General features: G+C 66.3%; 24 protein-coding genes and 1 pseudogene. 17 read left to right on the top strand and 8 right to left on the bottom strand.

Annotated features, from left to right (window positions below; genetic code table 11):
• The first annotated feature begins 12 nt into the window (after positions 1 to 12).
• Entirely contained in the window at positions 13 to 930 is a 918-nt protein-coding gene (locus AABF56_RS22420) for a nucleoside hydrolase (RefSeq protein ID WP_272804380.1), read from the top strand.
• 140 nt (positions 931 to 1,070) lie between these two features.
• Here the strand turns inward: AABF56_RS22420 and AABF56_RS22415 are convergent, their stop codons facing one another.
• The gene (locus AABF56_RS22415; RefSeq protein ID WP_272804379.1) at positions 1,071 to 2,273 is read right to left on the bottom strand and encodes an NAD(P)/FAD-dependent oxidoreductase; all 1,203 of its coding nucleotides are present in this window, start codon (positions 2,271 to 2,273) and stop codon (positions 1,071 to 1,073) included.
• A gap of 61 nt (positions 2,274 to 2,334) precedes the next feature.
• The gene (locus tag AABF56_RS22410) at positions 2,335 to 3,297 is read right to left on the bottom strand and encodes a 2-hydroxyacid dehydrogenase (RefSeq protein ID WP_272804378.1); all 963 of its coding nucleotides are present in this window, start codon (positions 3,295 to 3,297) and stop codon (positions 2,335 to 2,337) included.
• Between the two features lie 217 nt (positions 3,298 to 3,514).
• Between AABF56_RS22410 and AABF56_RS22405 the strand changes: the two genes are divergently transcribed.
• From AABF56_RS22405 to AABF56_RS22365, 9 genes are all read left to right on the top strand, one after another.
• Positions 3,515 to 4,315: a creatininase family protein gene (locus AABF56_RS22405; RefSeq protein WP_272804377.1), complete on the top strand. Its 801-nt coding sequence runs from the start codon at positions 3,515 to 3,517 to the stop codon at positions 4,313 to 4,315.
• Position 4,316: 1 nt separating this feature from the next.
• The gene (locus tag AABF56_RS22400) at positions 4,317 to 5,141 is read left to right on the top strand and encodes an ABC transporter ATP-binding protein (RefSeq protein ID WP_244767477.1); all 825 of its coding nucleotides are present in this window, start codon (positions 4,317 to 4,319) and stop codon (positions 5,139 to 5,141) included.
• On the top strand, positions 5,122 to 5,976 hold the full coding sequence (locus AABF56_RS22395) for an ABC transporter permease (protein ID WP_272804376.1): 855 nt from the start codon (positions 5,122 to 5,124) through the stop codon (positions 5,974 to 5,976). The genes AABF56_RS22400 and AABF56_RS22395 overlap by 20 nt, the downstream gene beginning before the upstream one ends.
• Positions 5,977 to 5,981: 5 nt before the next feature.
• Positions 5,982 to 7,196: an amidohydrolase family protein gene (locus AABF56_RS22390; protein WP_272804375.1), complete on the top strand. Its 1,215-nt coding sequence runs from the start codon at positions 5,982 to 5,984 to the stop codon at positions 7,194 to 7,196.
• Positions 7,193 to 8,560 carry an FAD-binding oxidoreductase gene (locus AABF56_RS22385; RefSeq protein ID WP_272804374.1) on the top strand — a complete coding sequence of 456 codons (1,368 nt, stop codon included), beginning with the start codon at positions 7,193 to 7,195 and terminating at the stop codon, positions 8,558 to 8,560. The genes AABF56_RS22390 and AABF56_RS22385 overlap by 4 nt, the downstream gene beginning before the upstream one ends.
• A 22-nt stretch (positions 8,561 to 8,582) precedes the next feature.
• Positions 8,583 to 9,593 carry an ABC transporter substrate-binding protein gene (locus AABF56_RS22380; RefSeq protein WP_272804373.1) on the top strand — a complete coding sequence of 337 codons (1,011 nt, stop codon included), beginning with the start codon at positions 8,583 to 8,585 and terminating at the stop codon, positions 9,591 to 9,593.
• Between the two features lie 69 nt (positions 9,594 to 9,662).
• Positions 9,663 to 10,295, top strand: a complete 633-nt coding sequence (locus AABF56_RS22375; RefSeq protein WP_272804372.1) for a TetR family transcriptional regulator C-terminal domain-containing protein — start codon at positions 9,663 to 9,665, stop codon at positions 10,293 to 10,295.
• Positions 10,292 to 10,672 (top strand): RidA family protein, encoded by a 381-nt coding sequence (locus AABF56_RS22370; protein WP_272804371.1) that lies wholly within the window; start codon positions 10,292 to 10,294, stop codon positions 10,670 to 10,672. Before AABF56_RS22375 ends, AABF56_RS22370 begins: the two co-directional genes overlap by 4 nt.
• A gap of 19 nt (positions 10,673 to 10,691) precedes the next feature.
• Positions 10,692 to 11,015: a 2Fe-2S iron-sulfur cluster-binding protein gene (locus AABF56_RS22365; protein WP_244767470.1), complete on the top strand. Its 324-nt coding sequence runs from the start codon at positions 10,692 to 10,694 to the stop codon at positions 11,013 to 11,015.
• 12 nt (positions 11,016 to 11,027) lie between these two features.
• Here the strand turns inward: AABF56_RS22365 and AABF56_RS22360 are convergent, their stop codons facing one another.
• Positions 11,028 to 11,441: a DUF2934 domain-containing protein gene (locus AABF56_RS22360; protein ID WP_398430170.1), complete on the bottom strand. Its 414-nt coding sequence runs from the start codon at positions 11,439 to 11,441 to the stop codon at positions 11,028 to 11,030.
• 26 nt (positions 11,442 to 11,467) lie between these two features.
• On the opposite strand from AABF56_RS22360, the gene AABF56_RS22355 reads away from it, so the two are divergent.
• Both AABF56_RS22355 and AABF56_RS22350 read left to right on the top strand, forming a co-directional pair.
• Positions 11,468 to 12,637 carry a TMEM43 family protein gene (locus AABF56_RS22355; protein ID WP_272804370.1) on the top strand — a complete coding sequence of 390 codons (1,170 nt, stop codon included), beginning with the start codon at positions 11,468 to 11,470 and terminating at the stop codon, positions 12,635 to 12,637.
• A gap of 37 nt (positions 12,638 to 12,674) precedes the next feature.
• The gene (locus AABF56_RS22350) at positions 12,675 to 13,466 is read left to right on the top strand and encodes a YdcF family protein (protein ID WP_272804369.1); all 792 of its coding nucleotides are present in this window, start codon (positions 12,675 to 12,677) and stop codon (positions 13,464 to 13,466) included.
• A gap of 3 nt (positions 13,467 to 13,469) precedes the next feature.
• On the opposite strand, the gene AABF56_RS22345 is transcribed toward AABF56_RS22350, so the two are convergent.
• Positions 13,470 to 13,943, bottom strand: coding sequence for a hypothetical protein (locus tag AABF56_RS22345; RefSeq protein WP_272804368.1), 474 nt, complete (start codon positions 13,941 to 13,943; stop codon positions 13,470 to 13,472).
• A 138-nt stretch (positions 13,944 to 14,081) separates the two neighbouring features.
• On the opposite strand from AABF56_RS22345, the gene AABF56_RS22340 reads away from it, so the two are divergent.
• Positions 14,082 to 14,717, top strand: coding sequence for a trimeric intracellular cation channel family protein (locus AABF56_RS22340; RefSeq protein ID WP_272804367.1), 636 nt, complete (start codon positions 14,082 to 14,084; stop codon positions 14,715 to 14,717).
• A 15-nt stretch (positions 14,718 to 14,732) separates the two neighbouring features.
• Here AABF56_RS22340 and irrA read toward each other — a convergent pair whose 3' ends face one another.
• Positions 14,733 to 15,152, bottom strand: a complete 420-nt coding sequence (gene irrA, locus AABF56_RS22335; RefSeq protein WP_244767464.1) for an iron response transcriptional regulator IrrA — start codon at positions 15,150 to 15,152, stop codon at positions 14,733 to 14,735.
• A gap of 315 nt (positions 15,153 to 15,467) precedes the next feature.
• Between irrA and fabA the strand changes: the two genes are divergently transcribed.
• The 3 genes from fabA to fabI all read left to right on the top strand — a co-directional run bounded on the left by fabA (position 15,468) and on the right by fabI (position 18,097).
• Positions 15,468 to 15,983: a 3-hydroxyacyl-[acyl-carrier-protein] dehydratase FabA gene (fabA, locus tag AABF56_RS22330; protein WP_272804366.1), complete on the top strand. Its 516-nt coding sequence runs from the start codon at positions 15,468 to 15,470 to the stop codon at positions 15,981 to 15,983.
• A 78-nt stretch (positions 15,984 to 16,061) separates the two neighbouring features.
• Entirely contained in the window at positions 16,062 to 17,285 is a 1,224-nt protein-coding gene (gene fabB, locus AABF56_RS22325) for a beta-ketoacyl-ACP synthase I (protein ID WP_244767463.1), read from the top strand.
• A gap of 5 nt (positions 17,286 to 17,290) precedes the next feature.
• A complete protein-coding gene (gene fabI / locus AABF56_RS22320) occupies positions 17,291 to 18,097 on the top strand; it encodes an enoyl-ACP reductase FabI (RefSeq protein ID WP_272804365.1) in 807 nt (268 codons plus the stop codon).
• Between the two features lie 164 nt (positions 18,098 to 18,261).
• Here the strand turns inward: fabI and AABF56_RS22315 are convergent, their stop codons facing one another.
• Positions 18,262 to 18,489 (bottom strand): hypothetical protein, encoded by a 228-nt coding sequence (locus AABF56_RS22315; protein WP_244767461.1) that lies wholly within the window; start codon positions 18,487 to 18,489, stop codon positions 18,262 to 18,264.
• Between the two features lie 87 nt (positions 18,490 to 18,576).
• Positions 18,577 to 19,179 (bottom strand): LysE family translocator, encoded by a 603-nt coding sequence (locus AABF56_RS22310; protein ID WP_272804364.1) that lies wholly within the window; start codon positions 19,177 to 19,179, stop codon positions 18,577 to 18,579.
• Between the two features lie 124 nt (positions 19,180 to 19,303).
• On the opposite strand from AABF56_RS22310, the pseudogene AABF56_RS22305 reads away from it, so the two are divergent.
• Positions 19,304 to 19,767, top strand: a pseudogene (locus AABF56_RS22305) (Lrp/AsnC family transcriptional regulator).
• Positions 19,768 to 19,770: 3 nt separating this feature from the next.
• On the opposite strand, the gene AABF56_RS22300 reads toward AABF56_RS22305, so the two are convergent.
• Positions 19,771 to 20,787: a class I SAM-dependent methyltransferase gene (locus tag AABF56_RS22300; protein ID WP_272804363.1), complete on the bottom strand. Its 1,017-nt coding sequence runs from the start codon at positions 20,785 to 20,787 to the stop codon at positions 19,771 to 19,773.
• Positions 20,788 to 20,797 lie beyond the last annotated feature (10 nt).

Here is a 20,797-nt window from a genome sequence, read left to right as displayed (position 1 = left end):
AAGGAAATCCCGATGCCCCTGTCCGAAAGCCATCGACTGGCTATGCTTGCACCGACGGCCGGCAAGCGCCGCATCGTCATCGATACGGACACCTTCAACGAGATCGACGACCAGTTCGCCATCGTCCATGCGCTGCTGTCGCCCGAGAGCGTCACCGTGGAGGCGATCTATGCCGCCCCCTTCATCAACGAGACGACGGGCGATCCGGGCCATGGCATGGAGCTCAGCTACCAGGAGATCCTGGCGCTGCTCGAGCGCCTCTCCATTCCCCATGAGGGCCTCGTGCATCGCGGCGTCACCCGTTATGTCGGCCCGCAGAAGAAACCCGTGGACGCGCCCGCCGTCGACGACCTGATCGCCCGCGCAAGACGCTCGTCGCCCGACGATCCGCTGCACGTCGTGGCGATCGGCGCGATCAGCAATGTCGCGTCCGCCCTGCTTGCTGCACCCGACATCATCGACCGGATCGTCGTCGTCTGGCTGGGCGGCCATGCCATCGACTGGCAGCACCAGGCCGAGTTCAATCTCGAGCAGGATGTCGGCGGCGTGCAGGTCCTGTTCGATTCCGGCGTGCCGCTCGTCCTCGTCCCCTGCGAGGGCGTGACGTCGATCCTGCACAGCACCGTGCCGGAAATCGAGCGCTATGTCGAACCGCAAGGGGAGATCGGCCGCTTCCTCGCCATGCGCTTCAAGAGCTACAGCGACGATCATGTCGGATGGGCCAAGGAAATCTGGGATATGGGCGCGACCGCCTGGGCGCTCGATCCCGCCTGGGCTCCAAGCGTCCTCATGCCCACCCCGGTGCTGACCGACGACATGCACTATGCCCTCGATCGCTCGCGCCATCTGATGCGCTACGTCTATACCGTGAACCGCAACCCGATCATGCAGGACTTCATCGGAAAACTCGCCGCGTCCACGGCGGGATAAGGCGGATCGATGCAACCAGCCGAATAGTCGGGGACCTGACCCAGCGATGCCCGGCACCACCCCTGGCAGGCCACGCCCTTAGGGCCGGAGCCTGCCGGTGAAGTGCGCCCCGGATCGATGGCGCACCCCTGCACCCGCCGTCAGATCAGGCATTTCAGGTCGAAGCCGGCATCCGCCACCTGCTCGGGCAGCGGCGAGCGGCCAGCCTCGATCAGGCGCTTGCCGACCATATAGCTGCGCGGCTCGCTCATGGCATCGACGGCAAGCAGCGCACCTTCCCGGAAATACCAGTGGGAACGTGTCTTCTCGCTGGCTCCCGGACGGACAACGACCCGGTCGAACTCACTGTTCAGCCCCGCGATCTGCAGCTTGACATCGTACTGGTCGGACCAGAACCACGGCTTCGGCACGTAGTCCGCCTCCGCGCCCAGCATGTTGGCGGCGACGGCCTCTGCCTGGTCGATGGCATTCTGCACGCTTTCGAGCCGGATCATCTGGCCGCGGTACGGCAGGCGCGCGCAATCGCCGGCCGCCCATATCGCCGGATCGCTGGTCCTTCCCCGCGCATCGACGAGGATACCCCCGTCGCAGGCAAGGTCCGCCGCCGCTGCCAGCCCGTCATTGGCCGTCACGCCGATGCCGACGATGACGAAATCCACCTCCCGGCGCGATCCGTCCGACAGCGCCACCGAGATCGCCCCCTCGCGCTCCAGCCCGGCAAGGCCCGCCCCTTCGAGGATTTCGACGCCGTTGCCGGCATGGAGGTTGCGGAAATAATCCGAGGTCTCCGGCGCGGCGACGCGCTGGAGGATCCGCTCGGCGGCCTCGATCAGCGTCACCTTGAGGCCGAGCTTGGCCGCGACCGCCGCCGCCTCCAGCCCGATATAGCCGCCGCCGACGACCAGCACCCGCCGTCCCTCGCGGAATTCCGGGGCCATGCGGTCGACATCGGCAAGGTTGCGCACGACATAGACGCCGGGCAGGCCACCGCCGAGCGCCGCCGGCAGCGGGCGCGGCGTCGCGCCCATCGTCAGCGCCAGCTGGTCGTAGGAAAGCACGTCCTCGCCGCAGCGGATCTGCCGTGCGGCGCGGTCGATGGCATCGACCTTCCGGCCGAGATGCAGGGCAATGTCGTTGTCGGCATAGAAACGTTCGGGCCGCAGGTGCAACTGCTCCAGCGTCATTTCCTTCATCAGGTATTTCTTGGAAAGCGGCGGGCGCTGGTAGGGGAGCGTGTTCTCCTCGCCGATGAGCGTGATCCGACCGCCAAAGCCGAGGCTCCGCAGCTTGGCCGCCAGCGACGAGCCGGCCTGCCCGGCTCCCAGGATCGCAACATGGTTCATGCCTTCTCCCTCCCGTTGGAACGTTTGCGCAAAACCGCTTCGCACTTTTGCTGGAATTGCTCTAGGCGACCCTGTCCTGCGGCACCTCACCGCGGAAAAAGGCCTCCAGATTGTCGAGCGCCGTCATGCCCATCGCCTCGCGGGCCGCGCGCGTCGCCGAGCCGAGATGCGGCAGCAGCACGACGTCGTCGCGCTCACGCAGCGCCGCCGGCACGGCGGGTTCGAATTCATAGACATCGAGCGCCGCCCCGGCGATCCGCCGGTCGCCGAGCGCCCGGACCAGCGCGGCCTCGTCCACCACCTCGCCGCGCGAGACATTGATGAGATGCGTTTCAGGCCGCATCAGCGCGAAGGCGCGCTCGTCGATCAGATGGCGCGTTTCGCTGCCGCCCGGCACCGTCAGCACCACGAAATCCGCGCGTTTCAACAATTCGCCGAGCGGCACCTGCGTCACCTCCACGCCCGGCACCGTCTTCGGCGAGCGATTGTGGAACAGCACGCGCATGCCGAAGCCGGCAGCAGACCGGCGGGCCACCTCCTGCCCGATGCGGCCCATGCCGACGATGCCGATCGTGCTGCCGGACACGTCGTGGCCGAGAAGCTGCACGGGATGCCAGCCCTGCCAATCCCCCGAGCGCACCAGCCGCTCGCCCTCGCCCGCGCGGCGGGCGCTCATGAGCAGCAGCAGCATGGCGAGATCGGCGGTCGGCCCCGTGACGGCGCCTGGCGTATTGGTGACGGCGATGCCGGCGCACGCGGCAGCCGCAAGGTCGATATGGCTCACTCCGGCCCCGAAATTGGCAAGGATGCGGCAGCGCGGTTCGGCAGTAGCCGCAAAGACCTCCCGCGAGAACGCATCGCCCAGCGACGGCAGAATCGCATCATATTCCGCAAGCGCGGCGGAAAGGTCCGCACCCTGGGTCGGGCCGGCATCCTTGCGGATCGTCAGGTCGAAGAGCACGCCTGCCCGCTCATGCACGCGGGCCGGCAGCGGCCGGGCGATCAGCAGGCGCGGTCGTTTCATGAGCTCCTCCAAGACCTGTTCAGGCCGCCCTCCCGGCAGCGTCGGCGTAGCGAATAAACATGATTAAAATCAAAAGTTTACCGCAACTCTCGAAAAGAACATACCAAATAGTTTGACCATTTGCTATGAGTTTGTTTATCTAAACCCGGAGGAAGAGGAGGAGCAAGATGGCGTTTCTGTCACCAACGGGCATCCCTGACGGCATGGAGGCTTTTCGATGAAACGCTTCTGGGCCGACTATTCCAGCCGCGATTTCGCCGCGCTCGACCGTGGGCGCCTCATCGCCGTCCTGCCCATCGGCGCCATCGAGCAGCACGGGCCGCACCTGCCCATGTCCGTCGACAGCTGTACCGTCGACGGGGTGGCACGCCGCCTCGCAAAAGCCCTGCCGGAGGACAGCCCGGTGCTGTTCCTGCCCACCCAGGCCGTCTGCAAGAGCGACGAGCACATCGACTATCCCGGCACGCTCACCCTTTCGGCCGAAACGCTGATCCGCGTGCTGACCGAGATCGGCGCCAGCGTGGCGCGCTCGGGCGTGCGCAAGTTCGTCCTCCTCAACGGCCATGGCGGCAACATCCCGGTCATGGACATCGTGACCCGCCAGCTGCGCATCGCGCACGACATGCTGGCCTTCTCCGTCAACTGGTTCGGCTTCGGCATGCCCGAGGGCATCTATTCCGATGTCGAGCGCACCCACGGCATCCATGCCGGCGACATGGAGACCTCGGTCATGCTGGCGCTCGACCCCGGCAACGTGACCATGGCAGCCGCCCGCGACTTCCGCTCGCGCGGCCAGGACCTCTTCGAGAATTTCCGCCATCTCGGCCTCGGCCGCGGCGCGAAGCCCGGCTGGAAGACGCAGGATTTCAGCACTGCAGGGGCCTGCGGCGAGGCGCATCTCGCCACCACCGCAAAGGGCGAGGCGACTCTCGACCACGCCGTCGCGCGCCTCGTCGAGGCGATGGCGGACATCGACAGCCTGCCGGCCGACTGGCTGGACAGAAAACCGGAGTGGTAGGATGAACGCGGCAAGCCCCCTCTCCAACGCCGCCGGCCTGACCGACGCCCCCGTCCTCATCGACATGAAGGACGTCTCCAAGCGCTTCGCCAACGGCACCGTGGCGCTGCGCGGCATGTCGCTACAGATCCGCAACGGCGAGTTCGTCTCCTTCCTCGGCCCCTCCGGCTGCGGCAAGAGCACGGCGCTGAAGATGATCTCGGGCCTCCTGTCCTTCTCGTCGGGCTCGATCACCGTCAACGGCCATCCGGCCGGCGAAAGCCCCCATGGCAGCGATATCGGCTATGTCTTCCAGGAGGCAACGCTGATGCCCTGGGCGAGCGTCTTCGACAACGTCTTCCTTCCGCTGAAATTGCAGGGGCTCGGCAAGGGCGAGGCGAAGGCCCGCGTGGAAGAGGCCCTTTCCATGGTGGGCCTCGCCAATTTCGCCCGTTCCTATCCGCGCGAGCTCTCGGGCGGCATGAAGATGCGCGTCTCCATCGCCCGCGCCATGGTGACGAAGCCGAAGCTGCTTTTGATGGACGAGCCCTTCGCGGCGCTCGACGAGATGACGCGCTCCAAGCTCAACGACGAGGTGCTGGGCCTCTGGCGCTCGCACGGGCTGACGGTGATCTTCGTGACCCATTCGGTCTTCGAGTCCGTCTATCTCTCCAGCCGCGTCGTGGTCATGGCCGCGCGCCCCGGCCGCGTGGTGCACGACATCGCGCTGCCCGGCGCCGATACGCGCACGAGCGCCTACCGCATGACACCCGAATATACCGAGAATTGCCGTCTGGTCAGCAACGCGCTCGAAGGGACCATGGACCATGTCGATCTCAACCATTGATCCGGCCGTTGCCGAAGGCGAAATCGTCGATCCGCGCATCCTCCTGGAGCAGCGGGAACGCCGCCTGCGCGTCATCATGCCCGTCGTCTCGATCCTTGCGGTGCTGGGCCTGTGGGAATTCCTCGTCCGGTACAACGAGGTGCCGCATTACCTGATCCCCGCGCCGAGCCTGATCGCGAAAACGCTGGTGCAGGACTGGTCGTCGCTGATGCAGAGCGCGGCGTTCACGGTCAAGCTGACGCTGCTCTCGCTCAGCCTCGCCATCGTCGGCGGCGTGTTGCTCGGCATGCTCTTCGCCCTGTCGCGCACGGTGGAGATGTGCCTCTTCCCCTTCGCCGTCATATTGCAGGTGACGCCGATCATCGCCATTGCACCGCTGATCCTCATCTATGTCAGCAACACTTTCTTCGCGCTGCTCATCTGCGCCTGGATCGTCGCCTTCTTCCCGATCCTGTCGAACACGGCGATCGGCCTGCGCAGCGCCGACCATAACCTGCGCGACCTGTTCCGGCTCTACCAGGCGACGCCCTGGCAGCGTCTGCGCCACCTCCTGATCCCCTCGGCGCTGCCCTATTTCATGGCGGCGCTGAAGATCGCCGGCGGCCTGTCGCTGATCGGCGCCGTCGTCGCCGAGTTCGTCGCGGGCACGGCGGGGCAGAACACCGGCCTTGCCTCGCGCATCCTCGAATCGAGCTTCCGCAACGAGATCCCGCGCATGTTCGCCGCGCTGTTCCTCGTCTCGGTGCTGGGCGTCGGGATCTTCCTCGTCACGTCCTGGCTGTCGAACCTCGTGCTCGGCCATTGGCACGAAAGCGAAATCAAGCGCGAGACGTGAATCCCATGCGGACCATCGAGAACACCAGCCCCGCCGATGCCGGCGCCGGCGGCCAGCGCCTTGCGGGCGTCAGCCTCGCCGGCCGGGAGGGGCACTGGGACCTCGCCGTCAGCGGCGGCCGCATCGCGGCCATCGCCCCCTCGGCCGGCTGGGGCGGCGGCCTCGTCCTGCCGCTGATGGCCGATATCCACACCCATCTCGACAAGACCTTCACTGCGCCCCGCATGCCGGCCCGCGCCACCTCGCTGTTCCACGCCATCGAGATGATGCAGGCCGACGCCGCGCTCTGGGATCATGCCGATCTCCGGCAGCGGGCGAGCCGAGCCCTCGACCGCGCCTATCGCCACGGCACGGCGCTGATGCGCAGCCATGTCGACTGGTACGGCGCGACGCCGCCGCCGGCATGGGCCGTGCTTCGTGAGCTTTCCGGCGAATGGCAGGGCCGCATCCACCTGGAGCTTGCCTCGCTGACCCCGCTCGACCTCTTCGCCGAGCTTGGCGAGGCCATCGCCCGCGAGGTCAAGGCGGCCGGCGGGGTGCTCGGGGCCTTCGTCTATCGCAACGACAATCTCGACGCCCGGCTTGCGCAGGTCTTCGACCTCGCTGAAAAGCACGGCCTTCTCCTCGATTTCCACGTGGACGAAGGGCTGGAGGTCGAGGCGCGCGGCATCGACGCCATCGTGGCGGAGACCGAACGGCGCGGCCTTGCCGGCCGGGTGCTGTGCGGGCATGGCTGCGCGCTTTCGGTGCGCGATCCCGCCGAGGTCGCGGACGTTCTCGCCCGCGCCGGCGCGGCGGGCGTCGGGCTGACGGTGCTGCCCGGCTGCAACGCCTACCTGCAGGATGCGAAGGCCGGCCGCACGCCGCGCCTGCGCGGCCTTGCGCCCGTGCACGAGGCGCGCGCCGCGGGCCTGAAGGTGATGATCGGCTCCGACAATGTGCGCGACGCCTTCTTCCCCTTCGGCGACTACGATCTCTTCGACGCTTTTCGCGGCGCGGCCCTGCTCGGCCACCTCCAGCCCGAGGACTGGCTGGACACGGTGAGCGAGACGCCTGCCCGCTGGATGGGCCGGAGCCTTGCGCTTGCCGAGGGCGGCCCCGCCGATTTCATCCGGCTCGACGCCGAGGACCTTATCGATGCCCTGAGTCGACCGCGTGCCGACCGCACGGTCTGGCGCAATGGCCGCATCCTGACCGACCACCAAGGAGAACAGACATGACCGGACACCGCGACTGGACGTCGATCAAGGCGGCGCTGAATGGGATCCGTGCCCATGACGACGAGAATTACATCGCCGCACGCTCGCGCGACTATTTCTGGTATAGCCCGATCCTCAACGAGCAGCTCAAGGACAAGCTCGGCGAGCTGGTCGTCGTGCCGCAGACCGTCGAGGAGGTTATGCATGTCGCCTCCGTCGTCGCCCGCCACAAGGTTCCCCTCACGCTGCGCGGCGGCGGCACCGGCAATTACGGCCAGTGCGTGCCGCTGGACGGCGGCATCGTCATGGACCTCACCCGCCTCGACAGGGTGATCGAGATCACCGACGGCCATGTGCGCGTGGAGGCGGGCGCCCGCATCTCGCGGCTCGACGACGCCGCGCACGAGACCGGGCAGGAACTGATGATGTATCCCTCGACGCGCCAGATGGCGACCATCGGCGGCTTCGTCGCCGGCGGCTCGGGCGGCATCGGCTCGCTGCGCCACGGCATGCTGCGCGATCCCGGCAACCTCACCTATGCCAAGGTCGTCACCGTCGAGCCGGAGCCGCAGGTCATCGAGCTTTTCGGCGAGGACGTGCAGAAGGTGCAGCACGCCTACGGCACCAACGGCATCGTGGTGGAGCTCGGCGTCGGCCTTACCCGCGCGACAGACTGGATCCACACCGCAGCCCTCTTCGATGGCTACGACGCGGCGCTGCGCTTCGCCTCTCTGGCACAGGAAAAGGGCCTCGACTGCTACCTGCTGACCACCGTCGAGCGCCGCTTCGCCCCCTTCTACAACAAGCTCGGCGATCTCTTTCCGGCCGACCGCGACGCCGTCTTCGCCATGGTTGCGCCGGATGAAATGGCGCGCTTCACCGCCGAGGCCGAGGCGCATGGCGGGCGCATTTCCTTCGCCATGAGCAAGCCGGAGATCCGCGCCGCCGGCCTGCAGCCGGCCTATGAATGCGGCTGGAACCACACCACGCTTCAGGCCCTCAAGGTGGACAAGAGCTGGACCTACCTGCAGGTCGCCTATCCGCGGCCCTTCGATCCCGACCTCGTGCTGCGCCAGATGGCCCGTTACGGCGAGGAGATCTACTGGCACCATGAGATGGCGCGCATGCACGGCGAGATTCAGATCTTCGCCCTGCCGCTGGTGCGCTACCGCGGCGAGGAGGCCATGTACCAGCTCATCGCCGAGCTGGAGGAAAAGGACGGCTGCACGATCTTCGACCCCCATGTCGTGACCATCGAGGACGGCGGCATGAAGGAAATCGACGGAGCGCAGATCGAATTCAAGAAACGCGCCGACCCGTACGGCCTGATGAACCCCGGCAAGACCCGGGGCTGGACCGACGGCATGGCCCGCACCGACACCTGAGACAACCAAAGGGGAAACGCGCATGAAACGCATGACAAGTCTTTTCGCCGCCGTGGGCCTGCTGCTCGCCGCCGGCTCCTCCTGGGCGGCCGACAAGGTCGTCTTCGGCACCAACTGGCTGGCGCAGGGCGGCCATGGCGGCTTCTACCAGGCCGTGGTGGACGGCACCTATGCCAAATACGGCCTGGACGTCGAGATCAAGATGGGCGGCCCGCAGGTCAACACAAGGCCGATGCTGCCGGCCGGCCGGCTCGACTTCCTGATGGGCGGCAACCTGCTGCTCGCCTTCGACAACGTGCGCAACGGCATTCCCACCACCGTCGTCGCGGCGATCTTCCAGAAAGACCCGCAGGCCTTCATGGCGCACAAGGGCCAATATGCCGATTTCGCGGCGCTCACCAAGGCGCCCTCCGTCCTCGTTTCCAAGGACGGCCAGTTCAGCTTCTGGCAGTGGATGGTCACCCGCCTCGGCTTCAAGGACGAGCAGTTGCGTCCCTACGGCTTCAACCTCGCGCAGTTCCTGAGCGACAAGACGATGGTGCAGCAGGCCTATGGCACCGCCGAGCCGCTCTACGCGGCGAAGGAAGGCGCCGAGGTCGACGTCTTCCTGCTCGCCGACCAGGGCTGGAGCACCTACGGCTCGATCATCGAGACGCGCAGCGAGCTGGTCGAGAACAATCCCGACCTCGTGCAGCGCTTCCTCGACGCCTCGATCGAGGGGTGGAACAACTACCTCTACGGCGACCGCGCAGCCGCCTATGCGGCGATCATCGCCGCCAACCCGGAAATGACGGTCGAAAAGCTCGACGCCGAGATGGCGCAGTTCGACAAGCTTGAGATCATCGATTCCGGCGAGGCGGTGGAAAAGGGCATCGGCGCGATGAGCCCCGAGCGCATCGAGGCCTTCCATGACCTTGCCGTCGAAAGCAAGATCATCGAGGCTGGCGCCGTCGATCTCTCGAAGGTCGCCGACACACGCTTCGTCAACAAGGGCAAGGGTCTCGACATCAAGGCCAAGCTGACGGCCAAGTAAGACCGAGCCGCAGGCCGGCGCTCCGGCGCCGGCCCGCTTCCACCGTATCGCCACCCGCATGGAACGCCCATGAGCACTCTTCAGAAAAAGCGGAAGGAAATCCACGCCGCGATCCGCAGCGCCGCCATCCAGGAGTTCGCGCGCAACGGTTTGTCGGGGACCTCCACCCAGGCGATCGCGCAGACGGCCGGCATCACCAAGGCCCAGCTGCACTATTACATCTCCTCCAAGGAGGAACTGTACCAGCAGGTGCTCAGCGATATCGTCGGAGAGTACAAGGATATCTTCTTCCTCTCCGCCTCGCGCGACGACCCGGCGCTGGCGATCACCCAGTATATCGAGCGCAAGGTGCGCCATACGCTGGAATTCCCCGACCTCTCGCGTTTCTTCGCGAACGAGATCGCCCGCGGAGCACCGGAAATGGCGCCGCACTGGGCCGCGCTCAAGGCCGCGGTCGAGGAGGCGAACGCCGTCATCCGGCAATGGATCGACAGCGGCAAGATCGCCCCGGTCGATCCGCTGCTCTTCCAGATGAACATCTGGGCCGTGACCCAGCACTATGCCGAATACGAGGCGCAGGCCCGCGTGCTGATGGACAAGCCCGAGAACGAGCCACTCGACGCCGAACGCATCATCGCCGAAGCGACCCGGCTCTTCCTGTATCGCTGCGGGCTTTCCGGCAAGAAGGCCGAAACACCATGAAGGCGCTTCAACCTGCCGCCCTGCCCGCGCCCTTCGGCCGTTATTCCCACGGCATCGCCTCGGGCAGGCTCGTCGTGACCTCCGGCCAGCTCGGCCTTGCCGCCAACGGCACGGTCCCGGAGGGCGTCACCGCGCAGGCGGAACTGTGCTTTGCCAATATCCGCGCGATCCTTGCCGAGGCCGGGGCGGACTTTTCCCATGTCCTGCGCTTCAACGCTTTCGTGACGGCGCGCGCGCACATGGCCGAATACATGGCCGTGCGCGACCGCCTCGTCGCCGACCTTCCGGTCAAGCCCGCCTCCACCCTGATGATCGTCTCCGGCTTCACCCGGCCGGAATTCCTGGTCGAGGTCGAGGCAACGGCCCTCCTGCCATAGACGACAAGGAAAGACGACGATGGTTCAGATCACCTTCGTGCAGCACGACGGAAGCCGGCATGTCGTGGAAGCCTCCGCCGGCATGACGCTGATGGAGGCCGCGCGCGACGATGACGTGCGCGGCATCCTCGCCGAATGCGGCGGGGCCTGTTCCTGTTCCACCTGCCATGTCTATGTCGCGCCCGAATGGGTAGACCGGCTGCCGCCGATCTCGGCGCTGGAACAGGACATGCTCGACTTTGCCCACGACCCCGACCCGGCGCGCTCGCGCCTCTCCTGCCAGATCAAGGTGACGGACGCCCTCGACGGGCTGCTCGTAGACCTGCCGGAGCGGCAGGGTTAATTATCGGCGGCCCTACGGCTGCTCGCGCATGCCGGGCGTCGCCTCGCGCTGGTCGGCATCCTCCAGGTCGGTCTTCACCAGGAAGGCGTCCGTGTGCTCGCGGACGGCCTCGCGGATCGCGGCGAGGTTCGGCTCGTCGTCACCCTCGATTTCTCCGTCGCCCTGGTCGATTTCCCGTTCGGCCTGGTACCAGTGGTCATCCGGCTTGCCGTCCGGCCGGCCTTCCTGCTGCCAGAGCTCGTGGGCGCGCTTGCGGATTTTCTCTTCGCGATCGTCGGTCATGGACAGGCTCCCTTCCGTTTCTGCGATAACGGCAGAGGGGAGGAGATGTTCCGGCATCCCGCCCCCGCCTTTCGAGCCATTATGTCCCTGCTTGCGCAGTTCAGGAAGCGCGAATAAGCATGTCCTGCCGCGCGTCTCAGGCATGACGCACGCCGTGTCGGGGGACGATCATGAGCTTTACGGAAACGACGACCACGTCCTGGTTCGCCAGGCTGAAGGGGGCGCTGATCAAGATCGTGGTCGGCTTCATCCTTCTCATCGCCTGCATCTGGCTGCTGTTCTGGAACGAAGGCCGGTCGGTGAAGACCTACCGGGCGCTCGTCGAGGGCGCGGGCCTCGTCGTTTCCGTCGACAACGGCAGCGTGGATCCGGCAAACGACGGCAAGCTGGTGCACATTTCAGGACCGGTGAAGCCGGTCGGCGTGCCGCAGGACGACGTGCTCGGCATTTCGGCCGAAGGGGCGGCCGGGCTCGAACGCATCGTCGAGATGTACCAGTGGGTCGAGACCGCGAAGTCGGAGACGCGCAAGCAGCTCGGCGGCAGCGAGGAGACCGTCACCACCTATTCCTACAACAAGCAATGGAAGCGCGACGAGGTCAATTCCGGCAGCTTCCGCCAGCCGGGCCACGACAACCCGCAAAAGCCGATCGACGACGCGAGCTTCCCGGTGAAGTCCGCGACGATCGGCGCGTTCAGCGTCGATGGCCGCGCGGTCGCGCGCCTCGGCGACGAACGGCCGGTGCCGCTCACGGCCATCGAGGCCAATCGCATGGCGGAAATGGTGACGCTCGGCAAACCGGCCTCGGTCATTGCCGGCCAGGTGATCTTCTCCTTCAACCCGGAAGATCCGCAGGTCGGCGACATCCGCATCCGTTTCGAGCGCTCCGACATTGCCGAGGCGAGCTTCGTCGGCGCCCAGCGCGGCAGCGGCCTGACACCCTACAAGACGACGAACGGGCGCGACCTCTTCCTCAGCGATGCCGGCCTCATCGACGCGGCCGCCATGTTCGATGCGGCGCAGAGCGAGAACACGATCATCACCTGGCTCGTGCGGGTCGGCGGGCTGATCGGCGTCTTCGTCGGCTTCGCCTTCATCCTGTCGATCCTCGGCGTCATCGCCGATGTCGTGCCCTTCGTCGGCTCCATCGTGCGCTTCGGCACGACGGCCATCGCGCTCATCCTGACCCTGCTGATCGGGCCGGCCGTCATCGCCATCGCCTGGATCGCCTATCGCCCGCTGATCGCCATCGCGGTTCTCGCGGCAGGTGTTGCGCTGGCGGCGGGCATCCTCTATCTGCGGCGCGGCAAGGCGGCGGCACCGGCTTTCGGACGAGCCTGAGACCGACGCGGAAACGAACACGAACAGCGGGTAACGCGTGACCTACTACGCCTCGAAGATCTTCTGGCTGGCCGCCCAGCCCCTGTCGCTCGCGCTGCTGCTGCTCGTTCTCGGCCTCCTGGCCGGGCTCTTGAAATGGAACCGCCTGCGGACGGCGGCGAGCGGGCTTGCCGCCGCCGTGCTTTTCGTGACGCTGTTCACCACGACGGGCTCCGTCCTCCTGCAGGCGCTGGAGGACCGCATCGCGCGGGCGGAGCTGCCCGCCGGCGGCCCCGGCTGCATCATCATGCTCGGCGGCGGCGTGGAGGCGGAGGTGATCGCGGCGCGCGGCGGCTTCGAGATGAACCAGGCAGGCGACCGCTTCACCGAGACGCTGCGGCTGGCGCGGGAGTTCCCTGCCGCGCGCATCCTCGTCTCGGGCGGCGACGGCTCGTTCAGCGGCAGCTACGAGGGCGATGCGGCCGTCGCGGCGCACTTCTTCGAGGCCTTCGGCGTGTCCGCCGACCGGCTGATCCGCGAGACGGAATCACGCACCACCTTCGAGAATGTCGAAAACACCAAGACGCTTCTTGCCGAAAACGGCCTGGAGCGCTGCCTGCTGGTGACCTCGGCCTTCCACATGCCGCGCTCGGTCGGCCTCTTCCGCAAGCTCGGCCTCGACGTCCTGCCCTGGCCGACGGATTTCCGCACGACGGGCCGCGCCGGCCTCGCGCTCGATTTCACCCAGCCCTCGACCAACAGCCAGCTGACGACGACGGCGCTCAGGGAATGGACGGGGCTGCTGCTCTACTATGTCGCCGGCCGCACCCACGCGCTCTTTCCGCAATAGGATCTATTTCTTCGAGATCGTATCGAACTGGGCGCCGCGCACGCGAATGGTCATGATGCAATAGTCCGGATCGTCACGCCCGCAGCTTGCGGCATTGGCCTTCAGTTCCAGCACCATGTTGCCGTAGCGCTTCTTCATCTCGTAGCCGTAGAGATCGGCATTGGCGGCCAGGAAATACCCGCCCTCGACGACCTGGATGTAGAATTCATGCGGGCAGCCGACATTGCCGCACAGGCCGCCCGGCGTGCCGTCGCAATTGACGGCGCCGAGATTGAAGATCGCGTCGACGATGCCGTCATTGTTGAAATCGACATTGTCGGCAAAATCCTCGCCATAGGTCGGCGCCTTGCAGCGCTTGGCGACCTCGGCCTCAACTGCCGCACGCGCATCCGGCACGATCTCCGCCGCGCGGACCGGCAGGGCGGTCGAAACGAGCGCGGCGGCGGCGAGTGCGAGGGTTCTGATGCGGGTGGCCATCTCTCAAACCTTTCCATGGCGGGCATTTCGGTCAATATGCGGACGGGCCGGCGTCTTGCCTGATTCTGCCCGGGCGTACGGGCGCGCACTCTAGCGCGGGAAAGCTGTCGCGAGGCTTGGGCGGCGAAGGAGGAATGCGTGTCGATCCTGGAACTGCTCGACTATACGGGCGTCGCCGTCTTTGCCGCCACCGGCGCGCTCTCGGCCTCGCGCAAGCAGCTCGACATCATCGGTTTCCTCTTCCTTGCCGCCGCGACGGGCATCGGCGGCGGCACGTTCCGCGACGTCATCCTTGGCGCGACGCCCGTCTTCTGGGTGGTGAACCCGACCTATCTCATCGTCTGCGTCGCGGTTGCGCTCGTCGTCTTCGTGCTCGCCCACCGGATCGAGTCACGCTATCGCCTGCTGCTCTGGCTCGATGCGATGGGCGTCTCGGCCTATTGCGTGATGGGCGCGGCAAAGGGGCTTGCCGCCACCGGCTCGCCGACGGTGGCGATCACGACCGGCGTCCTCACCGCAAGCTTCGGCGGCATCCTGCGCGATCTCCTGGCGGGAGAGCCCTCCGTGCTGCTGCGGCCGGAAATCTACATCACCGCGGCGCTCATCGGCGCGGCCGGCTTCACCGCGGCCAGCGTGGCGGACGCGCCGCTCTGGCTCGCCTCCGCCATCGGCATCGGCGCAGCCTTCATCGTGCGCGGCGGGGCGTTGCGATTCGGCTGGTGCTTTCCGGTCTACAAGCCGCGGCCGGGACGGCATCCGGACGACGTGATGTGAAAAGCGATCCCGCGATCAACCCTTCTTCGGGCGCAGGCGGATGATCACATCAACGTGAGCGATCTCCATGCCCTCGGGCGGCTCCGGCAGGTTGCCGATGGCGATGTTGCTCACGGGAATGTCGAGCACGTGGTTCTCGCCCTCGACGAAGAAATGGTGGTGGTCAGACACATTGGTGTCGAAATAGGTCTTCGAGCTCTCCACCGCCAGGACCCGGATGAGGCCGGCCTCGGTGAACTGGTGCAGCGTGTTGTAGACGGTCGCCAGCGAGACCGGGACGCCGGCGGCGACGGCTTCCTCGTGCAGTTCCTCCACCGTCAGATGGCGGTCGCCCTTGGCGAAGAGCAGGTCCCCGAGTGCCACGCGCTGGCGCGTCGGACGCAGGCCGCAATGGCGCAGGCGCTCTTCGATGGGCATCTCGTGTGCATGCGTCATGGGCAACGGATCCGCTTGTCTGGCCTTGAACAACAATCTTGAACTTTCGATATAACTTTACGAGCGCCGGGATTCAATAGGATTGCGGCGGATGAAAGACGCGCAACATGCGGAAAACCGGGGCCTTTGCCCGCACCGTGCCACTTTGCACTGGCTGTCACCGCAAGCATCATGTATGCGGACAGCTGAATGAACGTCTCGCCCGGCGCGGGCGAGGCGACAAGGAGGGAACGGTCCGGGTGCTTCAATTCGCACCACACCTTCTCTAAATCTAACGCAAAGCAAGCGTTGTTCAGACCGGGGATGAGACATTCGATGACGACCAGGCAATCCAGCTACAACTATGAGGAAATCCTGCGCTGCGGCCGCGGCGAGCTGTTCGGCCCCGGCAATGCCCAGCTTCCTCTGCCGCCCATGCTGATGGTCCACCGCATCACCGACATCTCCGAGACCGGCGGCGCCTTCGACAAGGGCTACATCCGCGCCGAATACGACGTGAAGCCGGACGACTGGTATTTCCCCTGTCACTTCCAGGGCAATCCGATCATGCCGGGTTGCCTCGGCCTCGACGGCATGTGGCAGCTCACGGGCTTCTTCCTCGGCTGGCTCGGCGAGCCCGGCCGCGGCATGGCGCTTTCGACCGGCGAAGTGAAGTTCAAGGGCATGGTCCGCCCGCACACGAAGCTCCTCGAATACGGCATCGACTTCAAGCGCGTCATGCGCGGCCGCCTCGTGCTCGGCACGGCGGACGGCTGGCTGAAGGCCGACGGCGAGACCATCTACCAGGCGTCCGACCTGCGCGTCGGCCTGTCGAAGGACAAGGAAGCTTAAAGGCCGCGGAGCCACCGGAAGCCTGAAGGCGGCGCCGAGCCGCCTTCACAACGAGACGTTCTAGAAAAGGTCAGGAATATGAGACGGGTAGTTGTCACGGGTCTGGGGATCGTATCCTCCATCGGGAACAACGCGGACGAAGTGACGGCGTCGCTGCGCGATGCACGCTCGGGCATCAGCTTCTCGCAGGATTTCGCCGACCACGGCTTCAAATGCCAGGTCTGGGGCGCGCCGAACATCGACACGAGCGAACTCGTCGATCGCCGCGCCGCCCGCTTCCTCTCGCAGGGCGGCTCCTGGAACCACGTCGCCATGAAACAGGCGATCGCCGATGCCGGCCTGGAAGAGACAGACTACGCCGCCAACGAGCGCGTCGGCATCATCATGGGCTCGGGCGGCCCCTCCACCCGCACGCTGATCGAGGCCGCCGAGATCACGCTAAAGAACAATTCGCCCAAGCGCATCGGCCCGTTCGCCGTGCCGAAGGCCATGTCTTCGACGGCATCCGCGACGCTCGCCACCTGGTTCAAGATCCACGGCGTCAACTACTCGATCTCGTCTGCCTGCTCGACCTCGGCGCACTGCATCGGCAATGCCGCCGAAATGATCCAGTGGGGCAAGCAGGATCTCATGTTCGCCGGCGGCCACGAAGATCTCGACTGGACCATGTCGAACCTCTTCGACGCCATGGGCGCCATGTCTTCAAAGTACAACGACACGCCCGCGACGGCCTCGCGCGCCTATGACGTCAGCCGCGACGGCTTCGTCATCGCCGGCGGCGCCGGCGTGCTGGTTCTGGAAGAGCTGGAACGCGCCAAGGCCCGCGGCGCGAAGATCTATGCGGAGATCGTCGGCTACGGCGCGACCTCGGACGGCTACGACATGGTGGCCCCGTCGGGCGAAGGCGCGGTGCGCTGCATGCGCCAGGCGCTCTCCACCGTGAAGGGCGACGTCGACTACATCAATACGCACGGCACCTCGACGCCCGTCGGGGATTCCAAGGAGATCGGCGCGATCCGCGAAGTCTTCGGCGACAAGATCCCGCACATCCAGTCGACCAAGTCGCTGACCGGCCACTCGCTCGGCGCTGCCGGCGTGCAGGAATCGATCTACAGCCTGCTGATGATGCAGGCCGGCTTCATCGGCGAAAGCGCGCATATCACCGAGCTCGACCCGGAATTCGACGGTGTCCCGATCGTACGCAAGCGCATCGACGGTGCGAAGATCGATATCGCCCTTTCCAACTCCTTCGGCTTCGGCGGCACGAACGCCACGCTGGTCTTCCAGCGCCACAACGGATGACAATCATGACGGGGATCATGAACGGCAAGCGCGGCCTCATCATGGGGGTCGCGAACAACCATTCCATCGCGTGGGGGATCGCGCAGAAGCTGGCCGGCCAGGGCGCGGAGCTCGCCTTCACCTACCAGGGCGAGGCGCTCGGCAAGCGCGTCAAGCCGCTCGCCGCCGAACTCGGCTCGGACTTCGTCATACCCTGCGACGTCGAGGACATCGCCTCGGTCGACGCGGCGATCGCGGCGATCAAGGACAAGTGGGGCAAGCTCGACTTCGTCGTGCACGCCATCGGCTTCTCCGACAAGAACGAGCTGAAGGGCCTCTACGCCGACACCTCGCGCGAGAACTTCTCGCGCACCATGGTGATCTCCTGCTTCTCCTTCACGGAGATTGCCAAGCGGGCCGCCGAGCTGATGAGCGAGGGCGGTTCCATGCTGACGCTGACCTATGGCGGCTCGATGCGCATCATGCCGAACTACAACGTCATGGGCGTCGCCAAGGCCGCGCTGGAGGCCTCTGTGCGTTACCTCGCCGGCGACTACGGCCCGCGCGGCATCCGCGTCAACGCGATCTCGGCCGGACCGATCCGGACCCTCGCCGGCGCCGGCATTTCCGATGCCCGTGCCATGCTCTCCTGGCAGCAGAAGAACGCGCCGCTCCGCCGCACCGTCACCATCGAGGACGTCGGCAACTCGGCGCTGTACCTGCTCTCGGATCTGTCGAGCGGCGTCACCGGCGAAATCCACTATGTGGACGCCGGCTACAACATCACCTCCATGCCGACGCTGGAGCGCCTGGCGAAGGCCGACAGCGAATAAGCAACCCGCCTCTCCCCCTGCCGGGACCTTCTCCGAACGGCGGAGAGAGGCGTATCATGCTGGTTCTCCTTACCGCCGATCGTGCGCGGGGGAACGGCAGGGCCAACTCTCCTCGCCCGTTTGCGGGGGAGGAAAGCCGTCAGGCTGGCGAGAGCCCTTCCGTCTCAAAGCAGCGCCAGCAGGAGCAGCAGCAGAGCCACGGCCGCGGCAACGGCGATGAAGAGCGTGCGCACGCGGCTGTTCATTTCCAGCGGCTTGCCGTCCGCGCCGCGCCGCAGAAAGGCGAGCGGCACCTCGGAGGTCGGCGTATGCCCCTCCCCTTCCTTCACATCCTTGGCGATGACTTCCGCCACATCTTCCATCATGGGCGGCCTTGCAGGTCCAAAAGCCATTGCGGGTCTCCTGAACGAAAGCGATCCGGGAATGGTGGACCTCTTTCGGCAAAATGGCAATCGGCCTGAACGGACTGCTGATTGATCCTACTCCAGCACGACAGGCACGAGCGAAAGCACGAGCAGCAGCGCCATTGCCCGGTTGAAGACCCTGAGGCTGCGTTCGCGCGCGAGGAAGCGGGCCGCGCCGACGCCGATCCCCGTCCAGGCCACCGTGCTGACCAGTGTCGCGCCGCCGAAGATGACGGCGAAGACCGCGGGCACGGTCAGGTCTCCCGCCGCGCCCTTGCCATAGGTGACGACCGCGCCGGCCACCATCACCCAGAGCTTCGGATTGACGAGTTGCAGCAGGGCGCCTTCGAAGAAACCGAACGGACGCTGCGCGCTGCCATCCGGCACCGCTCGCGCGGGCACGGCATTGGCGATGCGCCAGGCGAGCCAGAGCAGATAGGCAATGCCCAGCCATTTCAGCGCCAGATGCACGCGCGGCTCGGCGATGACCGAGCCGCCCACAGCCGCGACGACGAAGATGATGACAGCGACGCCGGCCCCCATGCCGATCGCCACCGGCAGCGTCCGGCGAAAGCCGTAGTTCGCTCCTGAAGCCGTCACCATCGTGTTGTTCGGCCCCGGCGTGCCCGCCATGGCGAATGCGAAGCCCGAAGCTGCCAGAAACCAGGCCCAGTCCATCTTGCTCTCCTCATCGAAACGACGGCAGCCTAGCGGTCCTCGAGCGCAATCGGGTTGCCAAGATGCCAGACTTGGGGGAGATTTTGGCATTGCCTGCCGCAAACCGGCTTGAACGTTCGTGAGGATTCCAGTGCCGCTCGATGAAACGGATCGCGCATTCTTCGCACGCTGCAGCAGGACGGGCGTCTGCAGAATGTCGAACTCGCCAGGCGCGTCGGCCTCTCGCCCTCGCCCTGCCTTCGCCGGGTCAGGTTGCTGGAGGACGCGGGCATCATCAGCCGCTACGTGGCTGTCGTCGATCAGGCGAAGGTGGGGTTGCAGCTTTCCATGTTCGCGCGCGTCTCGCTGACGGCGCAGGATGCGGAGACGATCGACCATTTCATCGCGGCGATGAAGCGGCTGCCGGAGGTGGTGGAATGCTACATCATGCTCGGCGAAAGCGACGCGCTGCTGCGCGTCGTCGTCTCGGATCTTGCAGACTACCGTCGCTTCCAGTCGACGCACCTCACCCGTAAGAACGGCATCCAGACCGTCAAGACGGACGTGCCGAGCGAGACGATCAAGCAGACCTTCGCGCTGCCCCTGTAGGGCTCAGCGCCTGCCCCAGAGCACCTTGAAACGGGCGTTGCGGCAGAGTTCGCCGCTTTCCTTGAACGCTTCCTTCAGCGCCGGCTCGTAGGGCAGGCCGCGGTTGGCGACCATCAGCAGGCGGCCGCCGGCCTTCAGCGATTTCGCCGCCATGCGGATCATTCCCGCGCCGAGCGAATGGTCGGCGGCATGGCCTTCGTGGAAGGGCGGGTTCATGACGATCAGGTCGTAGTGATCGCGCGGCGCCTCGGCCGTCAGGTCGAACCAGAAATAGCGGGCGGGAATGTTCGGGCAGTTCTCCGCCATGTTCTCCTTGGCCGCTTCCAGCGCCTCGTAATGCGCCTCGAAAAGGTCGATGCCCTTTGCCTGCGGCGCGCGGCCGCCGAGCATGACGGAGAGATAGCCCCAGCCCGCGCCGAAATCGGCGGCGTGGCCGTGGAAGTCTTCCGGGATGCGGGTGGCAAGCAGCTCGGAGCCCTCGTCGATGCGGTCATGCGAGAACATGCCCGGCGCGGCCGTGAAGCGGCCGGCGATGCGCACCGGCTTCGCCGCCAGCTTGGAGACGGCCTCGGACGGGTCTTCGGGGCGGGCGAACCAGATGGCGAGGCCGTGATATTTCGGCATGGAATCGCCCGTGAGGCCAAGCTGGTCGAGGCGCTTGCGCATGGACTGCACGCCGTCTTCCTTGCCTCCGGCGACGACGATGAGGCCGCCGGTGCGCACGCGGCGCAGCGCCTCGGCGATACGGTTCTCGTTCTCGCCCTTGTGCTTGGTCATCAGGATGAGCGCGCCATCGAAATCCTCGCCCTCGACGACCGGCTTCACCGGCGCGCGCACCGCTTCCAGCCCACGATAAAGCGAGCGCAGCGGCTGTACGGCGTCCAGCGCCGCGTCAAAACCTTCCGGCGGGCGCTGGCCGGCTTCCGCGCCGAGGAAGAGGTAGCGTTCGCCCTCTCCGGGCAGGCCGAGCGTGCCGGAGGCGAAGGGGTGGAACAGGGTCTTGAGGGCGTCGCGGGTCATGGTGGGCTTT

This window comes from Shinella sp. WSC3-e, assembly GCF_945994535.1.
In the GTDB taxonomy this organism is placed as follows: domain Bacteria; phylum Pseudomonadota; class Alphaproteobacteria; order Rhizobiales; family Rhizobiaceae; genus Shinella; species Shinella yambaruensis.
This window is presented reverse-complemented; position numbering and strand designations above follow the sequence as displayed.